The sequence below is a fragment of the Mesorhizobium sp. B2-8-1 genome (assembly GCF_006440955.1).
Lineage (GTDB): Bacteria > Pseudomonadota > Alphaproteobacteria > Rhizobiales > Rhizobiaceae > Mesorhizobium.
This window is the reverse complement of the sequence record NZ_VFTX01000006.1, coordinates 319,051-341,943: the sequence shown is the minus strand read 5'-3', so window position 1 is coordinate 341,943 and position 22,893 is coordinate 319,051. Positions and strand designations below refer to the sequence as shown.

General features: G+C 63.9%; 18 protein-coding genes. 6 read left to right on the top strand and 12 right to left on the bottom strand.

Going from position 1 to position 22,893, the window contains the following annotated elements:
- Positions 1–142 precede the first annotated feature (142 nt).
- The 7 genes from FJ428_RS18365 to FJ428_RS18335 form a co-directional block, all read right to left on the bottom strand.
- Positions 143–787, bottom strand: a complete 645-nt coding sequence (locus FJ428_RS18365) for a cytochrome c oxidase assembly factor Coa1 family protein (protein WP_140879914.1) — start codon at positions 785–787, stop codon at positions 143–145.
- A gap of 135 nt (positions 788–922) precedes the next feature.
- On the bottom strand, positions 923–2,302 hold the full coding sequence (locus FJ428_RS18360; RefSeq protein WP_140559631.1) for an aspartate aminotransferase family protein: 1,380 nt from the start codon (positions 2,300–2,302) through the stop codon (positions 923–925).
- A gap of 49 nt (positions 2,303–2,351) precedes the next feature.
- Entirely contained in the window at positions 2,352–2,492 is a 141-nt protein-coding gene (locus tag FJ428_RS18355) for a capsid protein (RefSeq protein ID WP_140495676.1), read from the bottom strand.
- 67 nt (positions 2,493–2,559) lie between these two features.
- Positions 2,560–4,620 carry a prolyl oligopeptidase family protein gene (locus tag FJ428_RS18350; RefSeq protein ID WP_140879913.1) on the bottom strand — a complete coding sequence of 687 codons (2,061 nt, stop codon included), beginning with the start codon at positions 4,618–4,620 and terminating at the stop codon, positions 2,560–2,562.
- Between the two features lie 104 nt (positions 4,621–4,724).
- Positions 4,725–5,885: an MFS transporter gene (locus tag FJ428_RS18345; RefSeq protein WP_140879912.1), complete on the bottom strand. Its 1,161-nt coding sequence runs from the start codon at positions 5,883–5,885 to the stop codon at positions 4,725–4,727.
- Between the two features lie 94 nt (positions 5,886–5,979).
- Entirely contained in the window at positions 5,980–7,155 is a 1,176-nt protein-coding gene (locus FJ428_RS18340) for an MFS transporter (RefSeq protein WP_140555057.1), read from the bottom strand.
- A gap of 165 nt (positions 7,156–7,320) precedes the next feature.
- On the bottom strand, positions 7,321–9,210 hold the full coding sequence (locus FJ428_RS18335) for a phospholipase D-like domain-containing protein (RefSeq protein ID WP_140728945.1): 1,890 nt from the start codon (positions 9,208–9,210) through the stop codon (positions 7,321–7,323).
- 216 nt (positions 9,211–9,426) lie between these two features.
- On the opposite strand from FJ428_RS18335, the gene FJ428_RS18330 reads away from it, so the two are divergent.
- The 4 genes from FJ428_RS18330 to FJ428_RS18315 all read left to right on the top strand — a co-directional run bounded on the left by FJ428_RS18330 (position 9,427) and on the right by FJ428_RS18315 (position 15,598).
- Positions 9,427–11,004 carry a trimethylamine methyltransferase family protein gene (locus FJ428_RS18330; RefSeq protein ID WP_140521093.1) on the top strand — a complete coding sequence of 526 codons (1,578 nt, stop codon included), beginning with the start codon at positions 9,427–9,429 and terminating at the stop codon, positions 11,002–11,004.
- A 164-nt stretch (positions 11,005–11,168) separates the two neighbouring features.
- A complete protein-coding gene (locus FJ428_RS18325) occupies positions 11,169–11,654 on the top strand; it encodes a DUF559 domain-containing protein (RefSeq protein ID WP_140728946.1) in 486 nt (161 codons plus the stop codon).
- Positions 11,651–14,233, top strand: coding sequence for an FAD-dependent oxidoreductase (locus FJ428_RS18320; RefSeq protein WP_140879911.1), 2,583 nt, complete (start codon positions 11,651–11,653; stop codon positions 14,231–14,233). The genes FJ428_RS18325 and FJ428_RS18320 overlap by 4 nt, the downstream gene beginning before the upstream one ends.
- A 9-nt stretch (positions 14,234–14,242) precedes the next feature.
- Positions 14,243–15,598, top strand: a complete 1,356-nt coding sequence (locus FJ428_RS18315; RefSeq protein WP_140879910.1) for a Xaa-Pro peptidase family protein — start codon at positions 14,243–14,245, stop codon at positions 15,596–15,598.
- Here FJ428_RS18315 and FJ428_RS18310 read toward each other — a convergent pair.
- Positions 15,563–16,393, bottom strand: a complete 831-nt coding sequence (locus FJ428_RS18310) for a PhnD/SsuA/transferrin family substrate-binding protein (RefSeq protein WP_140675224.1) — start codon at positions 16,391–16,393, stop codon at positions 15,563–15,565. The two genes, FJ428_RS18315 and FJ428_RS18310, sit on opposite strands and share 36 nt — an antisense overlap.
- 91 nt (positions 16,394–16,484) lie before the next feature.
- A complete protein-coding gene (locus FJ428_RS18305; RefSeq protein WP_140879909.1) occupies positions 16,485–17,492 on the bottom strand; it encodes a fatty acid desaturase in 1,008 nt (335 codons plus the stop codon).
- 229 nt (positions 17,493–17,721) lie between these two features.
- Between FJ428_RS18305 and FJ428_RS18300 the strand changes: the two genes are divergently transcribed.
- Both FJ428_RS18300 and bmt read left to right on the top strand, forming a co-directional pair.
- Positions 17,722–18,579, top strand: a complete 858-nt coding sequence (locus FJ428_RS18300; protein WP_140495665.1) for a helix-turn-helix transcriptional regulator — start codon at positions 17,722–17,724, stop codon at positions 18,577–18,579.
- Positions 18,580–18,694: 115 nt separating this feature from the next.
- A complete protein-coding gene (gene bmt / locus FJ428_RS18295; RefSeq protein WP_181167334.1) occupies positions 18,695–19,717 on the top strand; it encodes a betaine--homocysteine S-methyltransferase in 1,023 nt (340 codons plus the stop codon).
- Between the two features lie 16 nt (positions 19,718–19,733).
- On the opposite strand, the gene FJ428_RS30305 is transcribed toward bmt, so the two are convergent.
- From FJ428_RS30305 to FJ428_RS18280, 3 genes are all read right to left on the bottom strand, one after another.
- Entirely contained in the window at positions 19,734–19,997 is a 264-nt protein-coding gene (locus FJ428_RS30305; RefSeq protein WP_181167331.1) for a hypothetical protein, read from the bottom strand.
- A 207-nt stretch (positions 19,998–20,204) separates the two neighbouring features.
- Positions 20,205–22,319 (bottom strand): VWA domain-containing protein, encoded by a 2,115-nt coding sequence (locus tag FJ428_RS18285; protein ID WP_140879908.1) that lies wholly within the window; start codon positions 22,317–22,319, stop codon positions 20,205–20,207.
- Positions 22,320–22,321: 2 nt separating this feature from the next.
- Positions 22,322–22,882 (bottom strand): RNA polymerase sigma factor, encoded by a 561-nt coding sequence (locus FJ428_RS18280; protein WP_140879907.1) that lies wholly within the window; start codon positions 22,880–22,882, stop codon positions 22,322–22,324.
- Between the last annotated feature and the right edge of the window lie 11 nt (positions 22,883–22,893).

Genomic DNA, 22,893 nt, shown 5'->3' with positions numbered 1-22,893 from the left:
TCCGCCCGGCGCTCCGGATCAGGTCTCGCGTACCGGAGCCCGTAAGTTTCGCCAAGTGTTTGCGTAGCGAAACGCCAAGCGTATCTGGCAAAGCCGCGTTCCCGGTGGGGCGCGGTTTTTGCGTTCCAGGATCCGACATCCCTCATATTCCGATTGCCGCGTTCGGGATCGGCACGTGATCTTCATTGGTCAGCACGATCGGCGCATCGGCGCCATCGACCCGGACCACGAGCAGGCGCGTGCTCCACGTGCCTGCATTGCGAACAAGATGCGAAAACACCGTGCCCTTTCCCTTGGCGCCGTGGATGGGAATGCTGAACTGCGCGTCACCCGTCCCGTTTGCGTTGACGTTGAGATGGCCGCCGACCCAGAAATTGGCGGTCACGTCGTCGCCGATGGCGGCTTTCACCCGGGTATCGGCGCGAACGACCTCCATGGTCATGTGATAGGCGTCACTGCCTTTGATCATGAAAGGGATGCCGCCGACCATCGTCGCGCAGCCCCCGATACTGAGCACCCAGACGGCAAGACCGGCGATCGCCCAGTTGCGCTGCGTTCTGCGGAACTGCTCGGCATCGCGCCACGCCCGGTTCCGCCATGCCCAGCGGCTGCCGCGCGCGCCGAGCACGAAGATCATGACGATGTTGACGATCGGGATCAGCGCCAGCAGGGCGATGAAGGTGGAGTTGCCGATGCCCCAGATCCAGTTGAGGAAGAAGGCGCCCCAATTCCAGCGATCGAGCTCAGCCGGGATTTCGGCGGGCTGGTTGAGCGGTTGTCCGGCCATCGCGTTCCCCGTCGGCAAAACTGCCTTGGCGGGTTGTAACCGATAGCGCCGGCGACCGGAACCCTCGGTCGTCTGGGACCGGCATTGGGTCACCGACGGCCGGGCGTCTCGATCACGAACGCCCGGCCATTTCTTTTACCGTTTGCGCAGATCCGCTTGCGCCAGGTCGAGCGCCTTGCCGATACGCTCGCAGGCCATATCGATCGTGTCGCGGGTCCAGATCAGCGGCGGTGACAGGATCATTGTGTCGCCGGTGGCGCGCAGCATCATGCCGTTGGCGATCGCATGGTCGCGCACGGTCACCGCGGCACTTCCAGCCGGCAGGAACCGCTCCTTGGTCGCCTTGTCCTTGACGATCTCGATCGCACCCATCAGCCCGATCGAACGCACCTCGCCGACCAGCTCGTGCCCGGCGATGCGCTCTTGCAGCGCCTTGGCGAAATAGGGCCCGGTGTCGCTCCTGACGCGGTCGACCAGACCCTCCCGCTCCATGATCTCCAGGTTCTTCAGCGCCACGGCGCAAGCCACGGGGTGGCCGGAATAGGTATAACCGTGATTGAACTCGCCGCCCTTCTCGATCAGCGTCGAGGCAATGCGATCGCCGACCAGCAGCGCCGACAACGGCTGGTAGCCCGACGTCAGCGCCTTGGCGGTGGTGATGGTGTCGGCCTGGATGCCAAGCGTCTGCGCGGCAAACCATTCGCCCGTGCGGCCATAGCCGGTGATGACCTCGTCCAGCATCAGCAGCACATCGTATTTGCGGCAGATGCGCTGTACCTCGGGCCAATAGCTTGCCGGCGGTATCTTCACGCCGCCAGCTCCCATCACCGGCTCGCCAATGAAGGCGGCGACCTTGTCGGCGCCGGCTTCGAGGATGGCGTCCTCGACCGCCTTTGCCGCGCGCAGTCCGAAATCATGATCGCTCTCGCCCGGCAGCGACAGCTCATAGGCGTACGGCGTCATCACATGGACGATGTTGGGCACCTCTCCGTTGAGCTGCTTGTGCATGGCGTCCATGCCGCCGAGCGACGTGCCGGCGATGGTCGAGCCGTGATAGGCCATCTTGCGCGAGATGACGCGGTTCTTCTGCGGCTTGCCTTCGAGCACCCAATAGTGGCGCACGAGCCTGAGCGCAGTGTCGTTGGCTTCCGAGCCGGACGAGCCATAGAACACCTGGTTGACATTCTTCGGCGCGATCTCCGCCAGCTTCTTCGACAGAAGCACAGGCGTCGGCGTCGAGCATTTGAAGAAGGAATTGTAGTAAGGCAGCTCCTTCATCTGCGCATAGGCAGCCTCGGCGAGCTCGTCGCGGCCATAGCCGATATTGACGCACCACAGCCCCGCCATGCCGTCGAGCAGTTCCGTCCCTTCGGAATCGTAGATGAAGGGACCGTTGGCGTGGGTGATGATGCGCGATCCGGCCTCGCGCAATTCCCTATGGTCGGTGAACGGATGCAGATGATGCGCGGCGTCGATCTGCTGAAGCTGCTTCAGCGAATAATTTTGATAGGTCATGGATCTGATCTTCCTCTGGAACCAATCCGGCTGCGCCGGGGCGGATTCTTCAGAGGATAGCGGGTGGCGAATAGCCTATGCGGGCGCAAAGCCGCAAAAGCTCGGCGCGCAACGTGCGCAGCGACGGCGTCACCGCGCCCCCAAATGCCCGAACCCCGAAAAGGCCGGCCAATGTCACCACGGGAGCCATGAAGGCACCTTAGAGCAAAGAAGGTTCGAGGTGAACCACCCTTCGCTCCGGTCCGAAGGCTTCCGGTTCAGCCCTTCCCGCCCAGCGTCCTCTGCAGGAAAACGTACTTCATCGCGGCCTGTGCCGCCTGCGGCCGGCGGTCGCCGCGGCCGCCATGGCCGCCCTCGGTCTCTTCGAAGAAGAGCGTCCCGGCGTGGCCGGCCTCCTGCAGGCGGGCGGCCATCTTGCGCGCATGGCCGGGATGCACCCGGTCGTCGGCGGTCGAGGTGGTGAGCAGCACCGGCGGATAGGCACCGGCCTCGACATGCTGGTAAGGCGAGTAGGCGGCCAGCCAGGTCGCATCTTCCGGCTTCGACGGATCGCCATATTCGGCCATCCACGACGCGCCGGGCGGCAATTCGGTGTAGCGCAGCATGTCGAGCAGCGGCACCTCGATGATCACGGCGCCGAACAGCTCCGGATGCTGCGTCAACGAGACGCCCGTCAGCAGGCCGCCATTCGAGCCGCCCTGGATGCCGAGCGAGGCAGCTGTCGCAATGCCGCGCCTGACGACATCCTGCGCGACCGCCGCGAAATCGTCGAAAGCGTTCTGCCGGTTGCCCTTGAGCGCTGTCTGGTGCCAGGCCGGGCCGAACTCGCCCCCGCCGCGGATGCAGGCCTGCACATAGGCATTGCCCTTCTCCAGCCACAGCCTGCCGCGCACGCCGGCATAGCCAGGCAGCAAAGGCACTTCGAAGCCGCCATAGCCGTAGAGCAGCGTCGGCACCGGGCCCTTCTGGTCACGCCGCCTGACGACGAAATAGGGAATCATCGTGCCGTCCTTCGAGCGCGCCTCGAACTGTTCCGAGACGAGCTGCGAAGCATCGAACCGCGACGGCTGCGACTTCACTGTGGCGAGCGTCTCGCCATTGTCGTCGGACCAGATGATCGAACTCGGCGTCAGGAAATCGGTGAAAGAGAAGGAGACGCTGGCGCCGAAATGTTCGGCATGGCTGATGCCTACCGTGCCGTTTTCCGGCAACGCGACCGGTTTCAGCGACCAGGCGCCGTCCCTGCGTTCGCAGGCCACAACCTTGCCGCGCACATTGTCCATCAGGCTGATGAACAGGCGGTCCTGCGTCCTGGCAAGAGTGGCGATGGACACGCGATGCGCCGGCGCGAGCAAGGTCTCGATGACGCCGAAACTGCCGGTCTCGATCCAATGCGCGAAATCGAACGAATAGAGCCCGTCCGGCCGGCAGGACGTGCCATCCGGCGCCGTCCAAGGCGTACGCACGCCAAACACCATCTGGTCCTTGAAAAGCGCCGTGTCGGTAATGTCGTCGGGCAACGGAATGCGTCTGTTTTCACCTGACGGGAGACGCAGGAAACTGTGCGATGCAAAGAAGTTGAGCGTCCGCGTTAGAAACAAATGCCGCTTCTCGCCATCGAACTCCAGGCCGGCGCCGACGGCGAGGTCTTCCTTCTGCGCTTCGAAGATCGGCGTCGCGTCTTCAAGGTCCGTGCCGCGCGTCCACAATTTGACGACGCGCGGGTAGCCGGATTCGGTCTTGTCGGCCTCTTCGAAGGCTGCCGAGACGATCACCGTATCCTTGTCGAGCCAGCCGAAGCCGGACTTGGAAGCGGGCGCACGAAAACCGTCCTCGACGAGCGATTTGGCGGCGATGTCGAATTCGCGCATCTCGCTGGCGTCGCCGCCATCAGGCGACATCGAAACCAGGCAGCGGTTGAAATCGGGGTAGAGCCGGTTGGCGCCGCCGAACACCCATTTCACTCCCTCCTTCGCCGCGAGCTGGTCGAAGTCGATGATGGTTTCCCAGTCCGGTCTGTCGGTCTTGTAGGAAGCCACCGTCGTGCGGCGCCACAGGCCCAACACATTGGTCTTGTCCTGCCAGAAATTATAGACGTAGCCGTTGAGCGCGGAGCCGACGGCTATGTTGTCCTCGGCGGTCATCAGATCGAGCGCGGTTTCGAACGACGCCTGGTAGGACGGATCGCCCTGCAATTGCGCCACCGTGACTTCGTTCTGGCGATGTACCCAGTCGAGCGCCTCCTTGCTCGTCCTTTCCTCCAGCCAAAGAAAGGGATCATCGGTCGCCAAGCCAGGCTTTGTCGTCGAAATGGTCATGGGGGTCTCCGAGAAATCGGGGGGCGGCCCTGCCTACATCGCGTCAAAGGGCGCCGGATTCAAGGTGTTGAAGCCGCGTCATCGCGGCAGATCGCTTCAGGCCGTCACACGATCCGCCGCCGGATGACGGTCGCAGCCGCCAGCGCCAGGCAGATCGCGCCGAGCGTCACCGGCAGGCCGCTCGCGCCGATCCCGTCCATCACGCCGCCCGCAAGCGGCGGAACGAGGATGCCGCCGACGCCCCACATCAGGGAGAAAGCGGCATTGCCGGCAATTAGCGCCGAGCCGCTGAAACGCTCGCCGAGTTCGATGATCGCCATCGTATAAATGCCGTAGGACACCGCGCCCCAGACGAAGATCATCGGCCAAACCAGCGGCGTTTCGATCAACAGCGGCAGCAGCAGACAGCCGAGCAGCGTCAGCACCAGGCAGATGAACCGCACCAGGCGCGCCGTCAGCCGCTCGGCCAGCAGGCCGAGCGGCACCTGCATGGCGATGTTGCCGGCGATCATCGTCGACAGCAGGGCCGACATGCGGTTCTCGGCGATGCCATAATGCGTGCCGTAGACGGGCAGCAGCGCCAGCACCGCCTGCTCGAAGCCGGCAGCCACGATTACTGCCGACAAAAGCAGCCAGGCGAGCGGCATAAAGCCCATCACCGAAAGCCGATGCCCGGCTTCGTCGACCTTAGGCAGGCGCCCGACCACCAGGGCGAGGCACCCGCCGCAGAAGATGAAAGCGGAAATGCCGACCAGGAATGGCGGCCAGCCCTCCGTACCGACGGCCAGCAGGCAAAGCGGCCCGGCGGCGAAGCCGGCCGAGATGATCGTGGAATAGACGCCCATGATGCGGCCGCGCCGGGCCGGCGGCGCCAGCGCGATCACCCAGATTTCGCTTAAGACATAGAGCGGATTGGTCACCGCGCCGATCAGGAACCGCAGCGGAAACCAGAGATAGAGATCCTGTGTCCAGCCGATCAGCGCCAGCACGACCGCCGAAAGCGCCGCGCAGGTCAGCGCCGTGCGCCCTGCCCCGAACCGCCGCGCCAGTGACGGGATGAGCGGCGACGAGACGATGAAGCCAATCGGCGTCATCGCCGCCGACAGGCCGATCATGACAGGCGAAACGCCCTGCCGCTGCAGGATGAAGCTCAAGAGCGGATAGGACAGTCCCTGCGCGATGGCGAACACCGACACGGTCGCGATCACACCGGTGATCGCTGCCCACTGCATCGTCTCGTCGCGCTTCGGTTCCACCCGGTCCATGATCCACATCGCCTCTCGGCTGCAGGCTTAGCGTTTCGACCCGATAGCCGTAAGCCCCAAAGCCCGAACCCACGCTTGTTCCGGCCAAACCCTGTCAGGAGCCTCTGCGGCTGGCCGATCTGTAGAGCACGAAGGCGACCAGCAGCGCGTCCAGGCCGACGATCACCGCCGGCAATCCCAAAGGCCCGATCGCCTGCATCAGCAGACCGGCGCTGGGCGGACCGACAATGCCGCCAACGCCCCACAACAAGGCGAAAGCGGCGTTGCCGGTGACCAGCAGCGAGCCCTTGAAGCGGCTGCCGAGTTCCACCAACGCCATCGTGTAGACGCCATAGCCGACCGCTCCCATCACCAGCAGCACCGCCCAGATCAGCGGCGTCGTGATCAGCAGCGGCAGCAGAAGCGCGCAAACGGTGGTCGCCACCGCACAGGCCAGGATCATGGGGCGGCCGCCGAAGCGTTCGGCGAGCAGGCCGAGCGGGATCTGCAGCAGGATATTGCCCAAGGATAACGCCATCACCAGAGCGGCGAGCACGGCTTCCGGCAAGCCATAGCCGGCGCCGAAGACCGGAACCAGCGCATAGGTGCTTTGCTGGACCGCTGCCGAGACCAGCACCGCCAGCAGCAGCGCCGGCGCCAGCCGGGCAAAACCGATAAAGCTGCCGGCTGGCTGGCCGTCATCCTCGAAACCGGTGAGCTTTGAGGAGACAAGGCGCAGAATGACGGCGCAGAGCACGAACCCGCCAATGCCGACGCTGAAGGGAGCCCAGCCCGACGTGCCGAGCAGGGTCAGTGTGAAAGGCCCGGCCGCGTAGCCGGCCCCCATCAGCGTGTTGAACACGCCCATCACCCGGCCGCGTCGCGCCGGCGGCGCCAGCGACAGCGCCCACACCTCGCCGAGGATATAAAGCGGGTTGATGACCACGCCGATGATGAAACGGAGGACGAACCACGCCACACAGTCCTGCAGATAGCCGATGCCCAGGAAGCACAGCGCACCGATCAGCGAGCAGCCGACGGCGAGCGTGCGGGCGCCGACCAGCCGCACGGCGGCGGGCACGAACGAGGCAGACAGGATCAAGCCAACCGGCATCATCGCCGCCGACAGGCCGATCAGGCCCGGCGACATGCCTTGCTTCTGCATCAGCAGCGTGAACAGCGGCGAGCTCAGCCCTTGCGCGGCGCCGAACATCGCCAGCGCTGCGGTGACGCCGGCGAGCGCTGCCCACTGCGTTGCCGCTTCGCCTTGGCTCGAGCCGGTCGCGACCATGCTGCCGTTCCATGAGTGAATCGCCGACCAGCGGATCGGCAAGCCATCAGCTACCGGTTCGATCACCGGAAAGGAAGGGCCGGACAGCGAAATCCGCTTGCGCCAACGGCCGGCGCCGTGCACCGGAAGGCTCGCGTCAAAAGCCGTCAGCACCCGCCGGCAGCGCTATGGAAAATACCGTGCGATCGCGCCTTTCCTGCCTTGCGCGTAAGGCTTCAGCCACTTGTCGTCGATGGACAGCCCATCGTCATCCGAAGGTCCCTTGCCGATGGTCCTGCGCCAGGCGCGGAACTTATAGTGGTCGAACACGTCGAGCATATGCACGGCATAGGCCGCGGCGAAGGTCTTGTCGCCTTCGACGATCACCATGTTCTCGTCGTTCTCGTAGGAAGCCTTGTAGCCGAGATTGTGGCTGCCGGTGACGACCGTTGCGTTGTCCTCCATCGGATCGATGATGACGATCTTGTCGTGCACGATGGCATGGCCGACGGTCAGCACCTCCGCCTGGAAATCGCGGGCGATCGTGGCGCCGGTCAGGTTCGCCGCCCGCACGATGGAAACGTTCGGCGCCTCCCAGACCTTCTCCGGATAGACGAAGGGCGACTTGCCGTCCCTGTTTGATTTATGGGTGACCGGATCCTTGGTCGGCGCGACATAGTTGGGCATGGCGGTCTCATCGCTGATTGCCCCTTGCACGATCAGCTTCGGATCGGCCCTTGCCGCCGCCACCGCCTGGTCGACGATCGAATTGTCGCCGAGCCGCGAAGGATTGAACACCAGGAACAGCACGGCACGCTTGGCTGCCTTGATGCGGGCGAAGAGGTCCTCGAGATCGATCGGCCGCACCGAGATGTCCTTCTTGTTGCGCTCGGGATCATTGGGCGAGAACCACACCGTCATGCCGTCCAGCGCCGCCGTGGCGCCGCTGAGCGGGTTTGGCCTGTGGTTCTCCCTGCGAAACGGCACGCCTTGCGTCTGCGCGACATGGCCGGCGGCGCTTTCCGTGAGCGGCGGCGGGAACAGGTCGGCCTTCATGCGCTGCCAGTAGGCGTCGAATATCTCGGCCATCGCCGGGTCGTCGCGGATGAAGGCGTTGTTGGATTGCCCGCAAATGCCCGTCGAGGTCCAGTTGGTGCTGCCCGTCATCACCGATTGCGGCTTTCCCTGGGCATCGCGATAGACGGCGAACTTGTTGTGGCCGATATGGTTGTTGTTGAACAGGCGATCCGTCATCGCGACGCCTGCGTCGTGCAGCCGCTTCCTGTAAGGCGCGTTGCCAGCGTCCCAGGCCTTCGTCTGGTCATCCCTGCCCGAGTTGGAAAGAATGACCTCCACGACATCCCTAGCGGCAATGATTGCGTCGCACAGTTCGTCGTCGCCAAGCTCGTAGAGCGCAAGCCTGACCGTGCCGCCTTCGGCCTTGGCCCGCTTCAGCAGGCTGATCAGCACATCAGGCACGTCGCCATGCAGGTAGGCGCGTATCTTGCTGGTCGGATCCTGCAGCACAGCCCTGATCTTGTCGCGCTGCCCGACCTTGATGCCGGCCTCGGCCAGCGCGCGCGACATCCATTGCGTCGACAATACGCCATTCGTGAAGGCGACGCGCGCCTTGCCGAACATCTGGCCGAGGAAGATCGGCGGACTGACCGCGCCCCGGCCGAGATAGCCCAGCGGCCGCGCTGGACCGGTATAGGTCTTTTCCGGGCGCACCGGCACGGGATCGAGCCCGGCCTTCATGTCGCCGACCGGACGCACCCGGTAGGCTATCATTTGGCCGTCTGGCCTGACATCCAGGCTGTCGCGGCGCCGCCGGACAGTGAGATCGCGCCAGAATGTCTTCTGCACCGGCCAGACGCCGGTATCCTGGGGGATCCAATCCTTGTTGCGCTGTCCCTTGAAGGGCACCCAGGAAGCCAGGCAACGCTCCTCGCCGGTGTCGGGATAGAGGCGAACGATCTCGAAGCCCAGGCAGCCCGGGATCATCCCGTCGAGGTCCCAGGAGAGGAACGCGACTTCGTTGTTGGTGGCGGCACGCACTTTGACGACGTCAGGCATGGCTCTCCCTCCGGAGATATTCGACGCACAAGTTTATCAGAAGCAAAAGACGATACTGCAACGAATGGCGCCCCCTTATCCGCGGGCCCGCCTCGGGACCACGCAGCTGCCGTTCCGGCATGTCGCTTCCCTCGCTCTAGTGGTCGCCGCCTCCGCAATGGCCGGACAGCCGCCGGTCCATTATGCCGCCCACTTTCGCATCGTACGAGGCCCCTCATGACCGCCGCCCTTCAACCCGCCGAACCGGCATTGGCAACCGATCGTGCCCGCCGCGGCGGCCGCGCCGGAAAACGCGCAGGCGGCTCGGCCGCGTTCGAGCAGCCGCCGTTCCGCCAGCTGAAAATCCCGCTCCAGCCGACCAAGCTGGTTTCCGACGACGAGCTGGAATCGATCCACCTGGCCTCGCTGCGCGTGCTGAAGGAGATCGGTGTCGACGTCCTGCATGACGAAGCCCGCCGCATCATGAAGGAACACGGCGCCGACGTGCGCGAAGGCAGCGAGCGCGTGCGCTTCGACAGCGACATGATCCTCGATCTGGTGTCGCACTGCCCACCTGAATTCACCATCCATGCCCGCAACCCCGCGCACAATGTGCGCTTCGGCGGCGACAACCTGATCATCTCGATGATGGCCTCGGCGCCCAATTGCTCGGACATCGATCGTGGCCGCCGGCCCGGCAACCAGCAGGACTATCGCAATTTCCTGCGCCTGGCGCAGATGCACAACATACTGAACTGCACGGGCGGCTATCCGGTCGAGCCGATCGACATCCACCCCTCCGTCCGGCACCTCGAATGCATCCGCGACCTCGCCACGCTGACCGACAAGGTGTTCCACATCTATTCGCTCGGCAAGGAACGAAATGTCGACGGCATCGAGATCACCCGTATCGCGCGCGGCATCAGCCACGAGCAGTTGCTCGAAGAACCGTCCGTCTTCACCATCATCAACACCAATTCGCCGCTGAAACTCGACGTGCCGATGATGGAAGGCATCATCCAGATGTCGAGCAAGGGCCAGGTCGTCATCGTCACGCCGTTCACCCTGTCGGGCGCCATGGCGCCGGTGACCATTGCCGGCGCGCTGGTGCAGCAGAACGCCGAGGCGTTGTCCGGCATCGCGTTTGCCCAGATGGTCAGGAAGGGCGCGCCGGTCGGTTATGGCGGCTTCACCTCCAACGTCGACATGAAGTCCGGTGCGCCCGCCTTCGGCACGCCCGAATACATGAAGGCGCAGCTCGTCGGCGGCCAGCTCGCCCGCCGCTATAACATCCCCTACCGCACCTCCAACACTTGCGCCGCCAACACGGTCGACGCACAGGCCGCCTATGAAAGCGTGTTCTCGCTGTGGGGCGCCATCCAGGGCGGCGGCAATTTGATGATGCACGCCGCCGGCTGGCTCGAAGGCGGCCTGCGCTGCTCCTACGAGAAGACCATCCTCGACATCGACCTGTTGCAGATGGTGGCGGAATTCTTGACCCCGCTCGACCTGTCCGAACAGGCGCTTGGCTTCGACGCCATCCAGTCGGTCGGCCCCGGTGGCCACTTCTTCGGCACACAGCACACGCAGGATCGCTACAAGACCGCCTTCTACTCGCCGATCCTGTCCGACTGGCGCAATTTCGAGACCTGGGCCGAAGCCGGCTCGCCGACGGCGCTCGAAAAGGCCAACAAGGTGTGGAAGGAGCGGCTGGCCTCCTATGACGAGCCCTACATGGACCCGGCGATCCGCGAAGAGCTCAACGCCTTCGTCCAGAAGCGCCGCGCCGAAGGCGGCGCCCCGACCGATTTTTGATCGTCTGCGTTGTCGATGAACTGATCACGCGTATGGATTCGATGAACGGTCGACCCCCACTCCGTCGAGCTGCGCTCGACACCTCTCCCCCGATCGACGGGGGAGAGGAAGGGCGTGAGCTTGGCCGGGCTGGCTCCCTTCCTCTCCCTCCGGAGGGGGGAGAGGTGGCGCTGCGAAGCAGCGACGGAGTGGGGGAAGCCGCTCGTAAAACCCGCAGTCGCCGAAAGTCAGTTACAACCCAGAGAGCCAGGAAACTCAGGCAAGGCAACAATCAGGCCGAAGCACTGCTTTGGCTCGAACTAAAAGCCCGCAGACTTGGTCGCTACAAGTTCACACGCCAGTTCTCTATCGGACCATACTACGCCGACTTCTGTTGCCGCGAAAAATGGCTGGTCGTTGAAATCGACGACTCACAGCACGCCGACAGTCCCTATGACCGCCGCCGCGACGATTTCATGCGCGCCCAAAGCTACTCGATCCTGCGCCTCTGGAGCTATGAAGTCCTGAAACACCGTACTCCCGTGTGCGAAACCATCCTCGCCGCGCTCGACGACAGGCTGGTCGAAAACATCGCTGCATCCGACCTCCGCTTTGTTTTCACACCGCACTCACCCGATTCAATCTCTTCAAAAACGGACCTAGCTTCATGAAATCCCATGTAAAAGCGGTTGTCATCGGCGGCGGCGTCGTCGGCTGCTCGGTGCTCTATCACCTGGCAAAGGCCGGCTGGACAGACATCATGCTGATCGAGCGCTCGGAGCTCACCTCCGGCTCGTCCTGGCACGCGGCGGGCGGCTTCCATACGCTCAACGGCGATCCCAACGTCGCCAAGCTGCAGGCCTACACCGTGCAGCTCTATAAGGAGATCGAGGAGCTTTCCGGCCAGTCCTGTTCGCTGCACCTGACCGGCGGCGTGATGATGGCCGATTCGCCCGAGCGCATGGACTTCCTGCGGCTTGCCCACGCCAAGGGTCGCTACCTCGGCATGGATACCGAGCTGATCACGCCATCCGAGGCCAAGGCGATGTTCCCGCTGATGGACGAGACGAATTTCGTCGGCGCCATGTGGGATCCGGTCGAAGGCCATCTGGATCCGTCCGGCACCACGATTGCGTACTCGAAGGCGGCGAAGAAACTCGGCGCCGAGATCGTGCTGCGCAACCGCGTCGTCGAACTGACGCAGCAGGTCGACGGCACCTGGAACGTCATCACGGAACAAGGCACGGTTCACGCCGAGCATGTCGTCAACTGCGGCGGCCTGTGGGCGCGCGAGATCGGCCGCATGGTCGGCCTCGAGCTGCCGGTGCTCGCCATGGAGCACATGTATCTCCTGACCGAACCCATGCCGGAGGTCGAGGAATTCAACAAATCGACCGGCCGCGAGATGATCGGCGTGATGGATTTCAAGGGCGAGATCTACACCCGCCAGGAGCGCAACGGCATCCTGCTTGGCACTTACGAAAAGGCGTGCAAGCCGTGGTCGCCGGTCAACACGCCCTGGGATTTCGGCCACGAGCTGTTGCAGCCCGACCTCGACCGCATCGCCCCGTCGCTGGAGGTCGGCTTCAAGCATTTCCCCGGCATCGAGAAGGCCGGCATCAAGCAGATCATCAACGGTCCCTTCACTTTCGCATTGGATGGCAATCCGCTGGTCGGCCCGGTGCAGGGCCTGACCAACTTCTGGTGCGCCTGCGCCGTCATGGCCGGCTTCAGCCAGGGCGGCGGTGTCGGCCTGGCGCTGTCCAACTGGATGGTGCATGGCGATCCCGGCTTCGACGTCTGGGGCATGGACGTCGCCCGCTTCGGCGAATGGGCGAGCCTGCGCTACACCAACGCCAAGGTGCGCGAGAACTATTCGCGCCGGTTCTCGATCCGCTTCCCCAACGAGGAACTGCCGGCAGCGCGCCCGGCGCAGACGACGCCGCTTTATGACACCATGCTCGCCAACAACGCCGTCATGGGTGACTCTTGGGGCCTCGAGACCCCGCTGTGGTTCGCGCCGAAGGGCAAGGAGCCGAAGGATATCGTGTCCTTCCACCGCTCCAACGATTTTGGGCCGATCGGCGAGGAAGTGCGCGCCACGCGCGAGCGCGTCGGCGTCACCGAAATCGCCAACTTCGCCAAATACGAAATCTCCGGACCGGGGGCGGAGGATTTCCTCAACCGGCTGATGACCAACCGCATGCCGAAGGCCGGCCGCATCGTGCTGACCCCGATGATCAACGAATTCGGCAAGCTGATCGGCGACTTCACAATCGCCAAGGCCGCGGAAGACCGCTTCATGATCTGGGGCTCGTCGGCCGCGCAGAAATATCACATGCGCTGGTTCGAAAAGCACCTGCCGAAAGATGGTCCAAGGGCGTCAGAGGTGCGCATCCACCGCTTCGACCAGACGCTTGTCGGCCTGTCGATTGCCGGACCGAAGTCGCGGGATCTCCTGCAGAAGCTGGTCGATGTCGACATCTCGACCAAGGCCTTCCGCTTCATGGATTTCCGCGAAATGGCGGTCGGCGGCGCGCCCTGCATGGTCAACCGCATCACCTATACCGGCGACCTCGGCTACGAGATCTGGATGGCGCCGGCCTATCAGCGCCTGGTTTACAAGGCGATCAGGGACGCAGGCGAAGAATTCGGCCTGGTCGATTTCGGCATGCGCGCCCTGCTCTCCATGCGCCTGGAAAAGAACTTCCCGACCTGGTTCCGCGAATTGCGCCCGATCTACGGACCGTTCGAAGGCTCGATGGACCGCTTCATCAAGCTGGAGAAGAACGACTTTATCGGCCGCGACGCGGCCGCCAGGGAACGGGCCGAAGGACCGAAGCTGCGCCGCGTGTCCTTTATCGTCGAGGCGGCCGACGCCGACGTGATGGGTGACGAGCCGATCTGGGCCAAGGTCGGCAAGGACTACGGTACGGTGGAAAAGCCGCATGGCTTTGGCGCGCCGCGCTTCGATGCGGCCGGCAAGGAAGTGCGGGGCTCCAAGGCGGCACAAGGCGCATCCGCCGTGCGCGGCATCGTCGACGGCGACTGGCGCGTGGTCGGTTGGGTCACCTCCGGCGGCTATGCCCACTATATCCAGAAGTCGATGGCGCAGGGCTACGTGCCGGCGGCGCTGGCCCAGGATGAAAGCGCCGGCCTGTTCGAGATCGAAATCCTCGGCCATCGCCGTCCGGCCCGCATCAATGTCGAGGCGCCGTTCGACCCGAGCGGCGAGAAGATGCGGAGCTGAGGTTTCGCCATGGACAGCGCGGCGCCAAAGGGGAGCTTCGGCCGCCACCGCAAGATCATGCCGTTTGTGCCGGGCTCGATCGAGGCGCTGCGCGACGCCTCCCGCCGGAAGGCGGCTGATCTCAACCAGCATGTGCTGGGCTACGGCGCGACAGCCGAAGCGGAATGGGCGGCGGCAGGCATTGCCGCCCCCGACCTGGCCGAAATGCGCAAATACCGGCTGGAGCGCATCCGCACGGAGCTGAGGCGCCGGGGCTACGCCGGCGCGCTGCTCTACGATCCCGTCAACATCCGCTATGCGGCCGATTCCACGAACATGCAGCTTTGGGTGGCGCACAACCCGACACGGCATTGTTTCGTCGCCACCGAAGGGCCGGTGGTGCTGTTCGACTATTTCTCCTGCGAACATCTGTCGGACCATTCCGGCGTCGTCGACGAGGTTCGCCCCGCCGTCTCGTGGATGTATCTCTACAGCGGCGAACTCACCGAGCAGAAGGTCCGCCGCTGGGCGGCCGGGATCGCCGATCTGGTGCGGGAACATGGCGGCGGCAACAGCCGCATCGCGGTCGACCACATCGATCCGGAAGGCGCCGAGGAACTTGCGCGCCGCGGCATTTCCATCGGCAATGGCGAAGCGGTGATGGAGAATGCCCGGCTGGTCAAATCGCCGGACGAGATCCTTGCCATGCGCCGCGCCATCGTCGCCTGCGAGGCGGCAATGGGCGAGATGGAACAGGCGCTGAAGCCCGGCATCTCTGAGAATGAATTATGGGCCGAACTGCACCGCGGCAACATTGCCCGCGGCGGCGAATGGATCGAGACGCGGCTGCTGGCATCCGGCCCGCGCACCAATCCATGGTTCCAGGAATGCTCCTCGCGCCTCATCGAGGCGGGCGATCTCGTCGCCTTCGATACCGACCTGATCGGCCCCTACGGCTTCTGCGCCGACCTGTCGCGCACCTGGCTGTGCGGGGATGTGAAGCCAACCGACGAACAGTGCGATCTTTTCCGCATCGCTGCCGACCAGATCGCGCACAATACCGAATTGATACAGCCGGGCACCTCCTTCCGCGACCTTGTCGACCGCTCGGCGGTGCCGCCCGGCGACTGTTTCCCGATCCGCTATGGTGTGCTCTACCATGGCGTCGGGCTGGCGGACGAATACCCGACCTTGCCGCATGCCGACGACTGGACATCGGATACGCCCGACGGCGTGATCGAGCCAGGCATGGTGCTGTGCGTGGAGAGCTATATCGGCAGGCTCGGCGGGCGCGAGGGTGTCAAGATCGAGGAACAGATCCTGGTCACCGGCACCGGCAACGAAAAGCTTTCAACCTATCCGCTGGATGCGAGGCTGCTCGGCTAAGCCGGCAAGGGCCTCGCGCATCGCGGCAACCGTTTTTTCCGGCGTCGTTTTCGCGGTGATGAAGGGCAGGCCCTTACGCAGGCCCGTCCAGCCGACGACCTTCACTTGCCGGGCGGCCCGCTCGAAGCGCTGCGCCAGCGCCCAGCTCTCGCAGTCGATCGCCGCGACATCGGCCCTGCCCTCGGCCACGGCGACGATCGAAGCGCGATGTCCGCCGCTTTCGCTGCGCGAGGAAAACACATCAAGGCTTTCGCCCAACGCCTCCAGGTCGCGCGTCGGCGCGATGATACCGGACATGGAATCGAGGCTGTTGAAGGTGAAGCGCTTGCCCCGGATCAGATCGAGCGGGATGACGGGCCTGCCATTGCCAGGCGCAGGCACTGACGCCTTGCCGTCCGCCCGCATGACAAGCGCGCTCGAATAAAGCTCGCCCTGGCCGCCTTCGTAGACGTCATAGCTCGGCTGGCCGACAACCTGCACATGGCCGGCCAGGCCAAGCTCCATCGGCCCCCAGCAAGTCTGCGCGAACAGCAGTGCGGGATGCAGCCAGAGCTGGTGAAAATCGAGCGCGTCCGGCGGTAATGTCGCGGGGTCGGGCGCGATCAGAACGCCGGTGCCACTATGAATGCCGCCCGGCACCGGCGGCAGATCGCCGTTGCGGCGAATGACGGTCTCCGGCGCATCGATTATCCCTCCTTGACGGAAGGCATCGCGCAGCAGTGCCCATTGGTCGTCGACCTCGCGGCGCACTTCCGGCCAGTCATACATCGGCAGCGCTGCAACGAATTCGCTCATGCCGGGATCTGACCATTAAATCTGGAGAGAGGTTCACAAAAACGCGGCGTCGGATTTGAGTTAGCCGACACCGTCCGTCGTGTCGCGGGCTTCATTCCTTGGGCGGCTCGGCCGGGACTGGCGCGGTGCCGAGCCCGCTGATGCTCCGCGCCCTGACGCGCGGCTTGAACGCCCTGCCCGGCTCCGGCTGGCGCCGCAACACCGGATGCACGATCGGCTCCTTGGCCTTGAAAGCATAGGACCTGATCAGCGCGAAATAGCTGGGATAGGCATAGCCATTGTTCATCCGCAGCCATTCCTCGCGACGCTCGCGAAACAGCTGAGGCAGCCGGTACCAGGCCACCGTCGGGGTCTTGTGGTGGACGAAGTGCAAATTGTTGTTGAGGAACAGGAACGACAGCGGCGAGCGCTCGATGATCACCGTGCGGCCTTCCGGATGCTCGGACCATTGATGCTCCGCAAAAGTGCGGATCGCGATCAGCGACTGGCCGAGCCACACCGGCAGAATATAGAGCCAGAGCGGAATGCCGAAGCCGAACTGCACGATCGGCGCCACGACGGCGAGGCCGATCGCATGCAGCAGCCAGGCTTTGCGGATGGCCTTGTCGCCGGCCATTATGTGCTTGGCATCGTCGATGAAGAAGCCGATGCAGGACAGCCAGGGACCGAGCAAGAACCGGCCGGCCATGGTGTTGTTGACCTTGAGCAGGAATTTCATTGCCCGCGGCAGGTCGTCATGCTGCCACAGCGCCTGGTAATAGCTCTCCGGATCGTCGAGCGGATCGGTCAGGCGCTCGTCGGCATGATGGCGCAGATGAAGCGTCTTGAAACGGCGGAACGGCCAGACCAGACCAATCGGCAGGAAAACGAAAGCCTCGTTGATCAGGGCATTGCGCGTCGGATGGCCGTGCAGCACTTCGTGCATGATGGACGACTGAAGTGCCAGGATGAAACCGAGGAGAGCGAGCGCGAAGATCGGATAGGACGGCCAGAGCAGAAGGCCGGTGGCGAGCCATGCTCCGTAACAGAAGAAAGCGAGGGCTACGGTTGGCCACTCGATGGCCGGTGTATTGCGTCGCCTGATGCTCTTGCCAGTCATGCTATCGACCACTGCCCCTCAGTCGCCGGAACCCCAGTGGCTCCTGACAGCATAGTGTCAGGAGAAACGATTCCACTCAACGAGACAAAGTGTACAAAATGTTGCGATTGCGCATTTTCAACCGCACATGTTACAGATTGTAAACAGACCTAGGGATTCATTTGCGCCTGAAGCGCCTCGTCAGGGCGTTCCGGCGAAAATTTTTCCTCATGATTCGGAGAGTCGGGAGATGGACAAACGGGATTTGTCAGCGATCTTTCGGGAGCGTCTTAAGCTGCTCCTGACACGGTCCGACCTCAACCAGTCCGCCTTCGCCACCGCCGTCGGCATCGATCGGTCGGCGCTGTCGCAGCTGATGTCGGGCGCGTCGACGCGCTTGCCGCGGGCCGAAACGCTGCTCAACATCGCGGCCGAGTTCAAAGTGTCGCTGGATTGGCTGCTCGGCCTCAGCCAGGACGAGGGCGTCACCGGTGAAATCCGCGAAAGCCTGGAGATCGAGGAAGCCCCCGACGGTTTCGACCGCACGCTTCTGGCCAGATGGTTCGCCGAGGCCGCGGGCACCAAGATCCGCTATGTGCCGGCCGGCATCCCCGATCTTCTGCGGACCCACGCGCTGGTCGACTATGAGGCAAACATCACCAACAGGAGCAGGCTCGCACAGGCCAGCGAGACCCAATACCGCATCGAATACAACCGGCGCCCGGAAACCGACATGGAAGTCTGCATGCCGCGTCACACGCTGGAGATTTTTGCACGCGGCCTCGGCGTCTGGGACCGCTTTCCGGAGGCCGACCGTCGGCAGCAACTCGCCCATATGGCGACGCTGCTTGACGATCTCTATCCGACTTTCCGGCTGTTTCTCTACGACGGCCGCATGCGCTATTCGATCCCGCTCACCATTTTCGGACCTTACCGCGCCGCCATCTATGTCGGCGACATGTACGTCGTGCTGAATGCCACCCAGCCGGTCCAGGCCTTGACCCGGCATTTCGACAATCTGATCCGGGCCGCCGACGTCAACCCGCATGAGGCAGCAAGCTTCGCGCGCAATCTGGCTGGCCTGTCGTTTCCATCAGGTTCCGCATGACAGCGGCACCCGTAACCGCGCCCTTCAACTGCGACTCCGCCGACGCTATTTCATTGACTGGACATAAAGACTTCTTTATATCCTTATCCGAATTCAGAACATGAAAGCCAATCCGATGACGACGACCAACCCGATCGACGCGCTGCTGGCGCAAAAAGGCGTGCTTTTGGCTGACGGCGCCACGGGCACCAATTTGTTCGCAATGGGTCTGGAGGCTGGCGAGGCGCCTGAGTTGCTGAACGAGACCGCGCCCGACACCATCACCCGCCTGCACCAGAATTTCGTCGACGCCGGCGCCGACATCATCCTGACCAATTCGTTCGGCGGCACCCGTCACCGGCTGAAGCTGCATCATGCGCAGGACCGCGTGCACGCCTTGAACAAGCGCGCCGCCGAGATCGCCCGCGCGGTTGCCGACAAGGCCGGCCGCAAGGTGATCGTTGCCGGCTCCGTTGGCCCGACCGGTGAGTTGCTGGTGCCGCTTGGCGCCATGACCTATGACGAGGCGGTAGACGCCTTCGCCGAGCAGATCGAAGGCCTCAAGGAGGGCGGCGCCGAAGTCGCCTGGATCGAGACCATGTCGGCGCCCGACGAGATCCGTGCCGCCGCCCAAGCGGCGATCCGCGTCGGCCTGCCCTATACCTATACCGGTTCCTTCGACACAGCCGGCCGCACCATGATGGGCCTGCTGCCGAAGGACATACACGGCGTCGCCGATGGCTTGTCGCAAGCACCGCTCGGCGTCGGCGCCAATTGCGGCGTCGGCGCTTCCGACATCCTCGCCTCGCTGCTCGACATGACGCAGGCGAAACCGGAGGCAACCGTGATCGTCAAGGGCAATTGCGGCATTCCCGAATTCCGCGGCACCGAGATCCACTATTCCGGCACGCCCGAATTGATGGCCGACTATGTGCGCCTTGCCGTCGACGGCGGCGCGAAAATCATCGGCGGCTGCTGCGGCACCTCGTTCCAGCACCTGGCCGCCATGCGCAAGGCGCTCGACGCCCACACCAAGGCGGATCGTCCGACCGTCGAGACGATCGTCGAGCGCATCGGTCCGATGCGCAACAAGGTGGCCACGGCGAACAGCGCCGAGACCAGCGAGGCCCGCCGCGAGCGTCGTCGCAGCCGGGCCTGAAGCCACCGCTTTCTAATTATTCGCTGTTGTCGGCGTAGCTCGACTGCGCCGATTTGAGATCGACGACATTGTCGCCGCGCATCGTCATCAGCGTTCCGGATGAAACCGGATCGGTGATCTGCTCCAGCATAATGCGGAAACGGTCGTTGGTCAGAGCCGACATGGCGGTGTGGCGCGCCTGCGCGACATCATCGCCGATGCGCCTGGATTCGGCTGATTGGGCGGCCGCCGAAGCGTCCCGTGCCGGCGGTGTCGAGTTGGCGGTAGTCCTGATCTGCAATTCCGGCTCCCTCAGCCCCACACACCTATCCGGCGTAACAAGAGGAAATTGCGATCCGGTACCGGAAATGCCGCGCAATTTAACGGATCGCAAATTCCGCAAGAAAAGGCCGGCAGGGAATGTCCCCTCGCCGGCCTGCCTCACCCGCCCGTGGCCGGTTTTCCCATCAGAACGACCCCATCTGGAAGAAACCGACCGTCATCAACATCAGCGGTTGCCGCCCAGCGCCGAGGCAAGGCGCACAAGCGAGAGGAACTCGGACCTGTACCCAAACGGGTCGGCTCCCCGGGCGGCTGTGGCGATCTCCAAGATCTTGTCGTAGCCGAACTTCGCCGTTGCATCCTCCTCGCGCAGCTTCTGGCCGAACGCCGCGACGGCGACGGAGAAACGCTGGTCGGCGCTGGCCTCGCCGAAGGACGCAACTTCGTTGGCCGACGTAACCAGCGTGGTGATCAGCTTCGAGACGTCCTCGTTGGGCAGCTTATAGCGTATCTTGACGAAGGCGTATTCGTCCGCATTGGCGACGCCGCCATTGTTCACCGCGGCCTGGCCATAGCGCAGCGGTTCGATCTGTTCGCCACCGCTGCCCTTGGGCGTGATCTCGTAGATTGCGGTGACCGAATGGCCCGAGCCGATCTCGCCGGCATCGACGCGATCATTGTTGAAATCCTCGCGGTTCAAGGCGCGGGTCTCATAGCCGATCAGCCTATATTCCGAGATCTTGGCGGGATTGAACTCGACCTGGATCTTCACGTCCTTGGCGATGGGGAACAGCGTCGAGGAGGCATCCTCCACCAGCACCTTTTCCGCCTCGGCCAGCGTGTCGATATAGGCGGCGGTGCCGTTGCCGTTCTGCGCGATGGTCTGCATCATCTGGTCGTTCAGATTGCCGCGGCCGAAACCGAACACCGACAGGAAGACGCCGCTCTTGCGCTCTTGTTCGATAAGGCGCTTGAGATCGTCGTCGTCGCTCTGGCCGACATTGAAGTCGCCGTCGGTGGCGAGCATCACGCGGTTGATGCCGTCCTTGATGAAGGACTGCTCGGCCAGTTTGTAGGCCTCCTTGATGCCGGCCTCGCCGGCCGTCGAGCCGCCCGGCTGCAAATTGTCGATGGCATTGAGGATCTTGTCCTTCTCGGCAACCTTTGTCGGCATCAGCACCGTGCCGGCATCGCCGGCATAGGTGACGATCGAGATGGTGTCGTCGGCCTTCAGCTTGCTGACCAGCAGCCGGAATGCCGATTTGAGCAGCGGCAATTTATCCGGTTCGTCCATCGAGCCCGAGACGTCGATCAGGAACACCAGATTGGCCTTGGGCTGCTCGGCCGGCTTGACGTCGAAACCCTTGATGGCGACATGCATCAGCTTGCTGTGCGCGTTCCACGGCGTCGGCATGACGCTGACGGTCGAATTGAACGGCGTCGACGCCGCATCCGGCCCCTTCCAGTCATAGGGGAAGTAGTTGATCATCTCCTCGACCCGCACCGTGTCGGCCTGCGGCAGGAAGCCCTCCTTCAGCGAACGGCGCACGAAGGAATAGGAGGCGGTGTCGACGTCGATCGAAAAGGTCGAGACCGGGTCCTCGAGTGCCGAATGTACCGGATTGGTCTTAAAATCCTGGACGCGATCGCGGTTTTCCTCCGGTGGTGCGATCTGGTCCGCCGGCGCCATGGCGGGCTGCTGCGGTGCTATCATTTTGGACATGCGTGCGGCTCGCGACGTGCTGGGCGCGGCAGTGCTATCCAGGGCGAACTCGCCCGTTGGCGCAGGTGGCGCAGGTTCCGCCGGCGCAACCTGTTCCTGCGCATTCTGCGGCGCCAGGCCTCCAGCAACGGCCGATTCGGATTTGCTCGGCGCCGCCAACGCCTCCGTTTCGTCGCGGCTTTCCGCGTCGGTCTTCTTGTCTTTCTCAGGCGCGCTCGTTGCGAGCGGTTTGTCGATCGCCTGATCGCCCGTGGCCTGTTTAGCCAGCGGCTTCACCGTGGCGGGCTTGTCGGCCAGCGTCTCGGTGATCTTTTCGCCGCCGCCGAAAGTGGACGGCTGTTCCCTCAGCATATGGAAAGTGGCGTATCCGGCGATCGGCAGCGCGACGAGCCCAGCAATAGCCGGCGTGGCAATGAGTTTCTTTTGCATGATTTCGCTCCAGAGCTTTCGTGCTCGCTCTGTGAGACGAAGACCGCCGACCGATCCTTGGCTGACGGCGGAAATATTTTCCTCATCATAGGCGCGCATGGCGGCCTCGAAGGCGCGCGCCTTCGCGCTCTCGCCGGGAGCCGGGATCACTATGTCGCGCAGCCTCTTGAGTTCGTTCTCGTCGACCATGGTCACACTTCCCCGGCTGAACGCATGAGCGTCTTCAGCCGTTTCTTCGCTTCATGGATGTGCCAGGAAACCGTCGTCTCCGAGATCGCCATCGCCTCGGCGGCGGCCGCGTGGCTCAAGCCCTCGCCATAGACCAGCAGCACGGCGTGGCGCTGCTTGTCGGGCAGTTGCCGGACCGCGACCCACATCGCCTCGGCAGGATCCTCGTTCTCGGCAGGATCCTCGCCCGAAATCAGCGCGTGGACGCCATAGGCTTCGGTCTTGACCGTCTCGCGGGCGCTCTTGCGCATCATGTCGCGCGCGGCGTTCAGCGTCATGGCGTAGAGCCAGGTGGTGAAGGCGCTGCCGCCGCGATAGCCGCGGATCGCCTTGCCGAGCCGGACGCAGACTTCCTGGGCGATGTCTTCGGCATCCGCCTTCCGGCCGCACCAGCGATAGGCGGCGCGATAGACGAAGTCATAGTGCCTTTCGAGCAAGGTGCCGAAAGCCCCCCTGTCCCCGCCCTTCGCCCGCCCGATCAGTTCGGCGTCGGAGGCTTCGCTCTCATCCAGCATCATCGCCATCATTTGCCTGT

What these genes read in the sequence shown, in the direction of transcription:
- FJ428_RS18365 (WP_140879914.1), bottom strand. Translation starts at nt 787, where the DNA reads ATGGCCGGACAACCGCTCAACCAGCCCGCCGAAATCCCGGCTGAGCTC.
- FJ428_RS18360 (WP_140559631.1), bottom strand. Translation starts at nt 2,302, where the DNA reads ATGACCTATCAAAATTATTCGCTGAAGCAGCTTCAGCAGATCGACGCC.
- FJ428_RS18355 (WP_140495676.1), bottom strand. Translation starts at nt 2,492, where the DNA reads ATGGCTCCCGTGGTGACATTGGCCGGCCTTTTCGGGGTTCGGGCATTT.
- FJ428_RS18350 (WP_140879913.1), bottom strand. Translation starts at nt 4,620, where the DNA reads ATGACCATTTCGACGACAAAGCCTGGCTTGGCGACCGATGATCCCTTT.
- FJ428_RS18345 (WP_140879912.1), bottom strand. Translation starts at nt 5,885, where the DNA reads ATGGACCGGGTGGAACCGAAGCGCGACGAGACGATGCAGTGGGCAGCG.
- FJ428_RS18340 (WP_140555057.1), bottom strand. Translation starts at nt 7,155, where the DNA reads ATGGTCGCGACCGGCTCGAGCCAAGGCGAAGCGGCAACGCAGTGGGCA.
- FJ428_RS18335 (WP_140728945.1), bottom strand. Translation starts at nt 9,210, where the DNA reads ATGCCTGACGTCGTCAAAGTGCGTGCCGCCACCAACAACGAAGTCGCG.
- FJ428_RS18330 (WP_140521093.1), top strand. Translation starts at nt 9,427, where the DNA reads ATGACCGCCGCCCTTCAACCCGCCGAACCGGCATTGGCAACCGATCGT.
- FJ428_RS18320 (WP_140879911.1), top strand. Translation starts at nt 11,651, where the DNA reads ATGAAATCCCATGTAAAAGCGGTTGTCATCGGCGGCGGCGTCGTCGGC.
- FJ428_RS18315 (WP_140879910.1), top strand. Translation starts at nt 14,243, where the DNA reads ATGGACAGCGCGGCGCCAAAGGGGAGCTTCGGCCGCCACCGCAAGATC.
- FJ428_RS18310 (WP_140675224.1), bottom strand. Translation starts at nt 16,393, where the DNA reads ATGAGCGAATTCGTTGCAGCGCTGCCGATGTATGACTGGCCGGAAGTG.
- FJ428_RS18305 (WP_140879909.1), bottom strand. Translation starts at nt 17,492, where the DNA reads ATGACTGGCAAGAGCATCAGGCGACGCAATACACCGGCCATCGAGTGG.
- FJ428_RS18300 (WP_140495665.1), top strand. Translation starts at nt 17,722, where the DNA reads ATGGACAAACGGGATTTGTCAGCGATCTTTCGGGAGCGTCTTAAGCTG.
- bmt (WP_181167334.1), top strand. Translation starts at nt 18,695, where the DNA reads ATGACGACGACCAACCCGATCGACGCGCTGCTGGCGCAAAAAGGCGTG.
- FJ428_RS18285 (WP_140879908.1), bottom strand. Translation starts at nt 22,319, where the DNA reads ATGGTCGACGAGAACGAACTCAAGAGGCTGCGCGACATAGTGATCCCG.
- FJ428_RS18280 (WP_140879907.1), bottom strand. Translation starts at nt 22,882, where the DNA reads ATGGCGATGATGCTGGATGAGAGCGAAGCCTCCGACGCCGAACTGATC.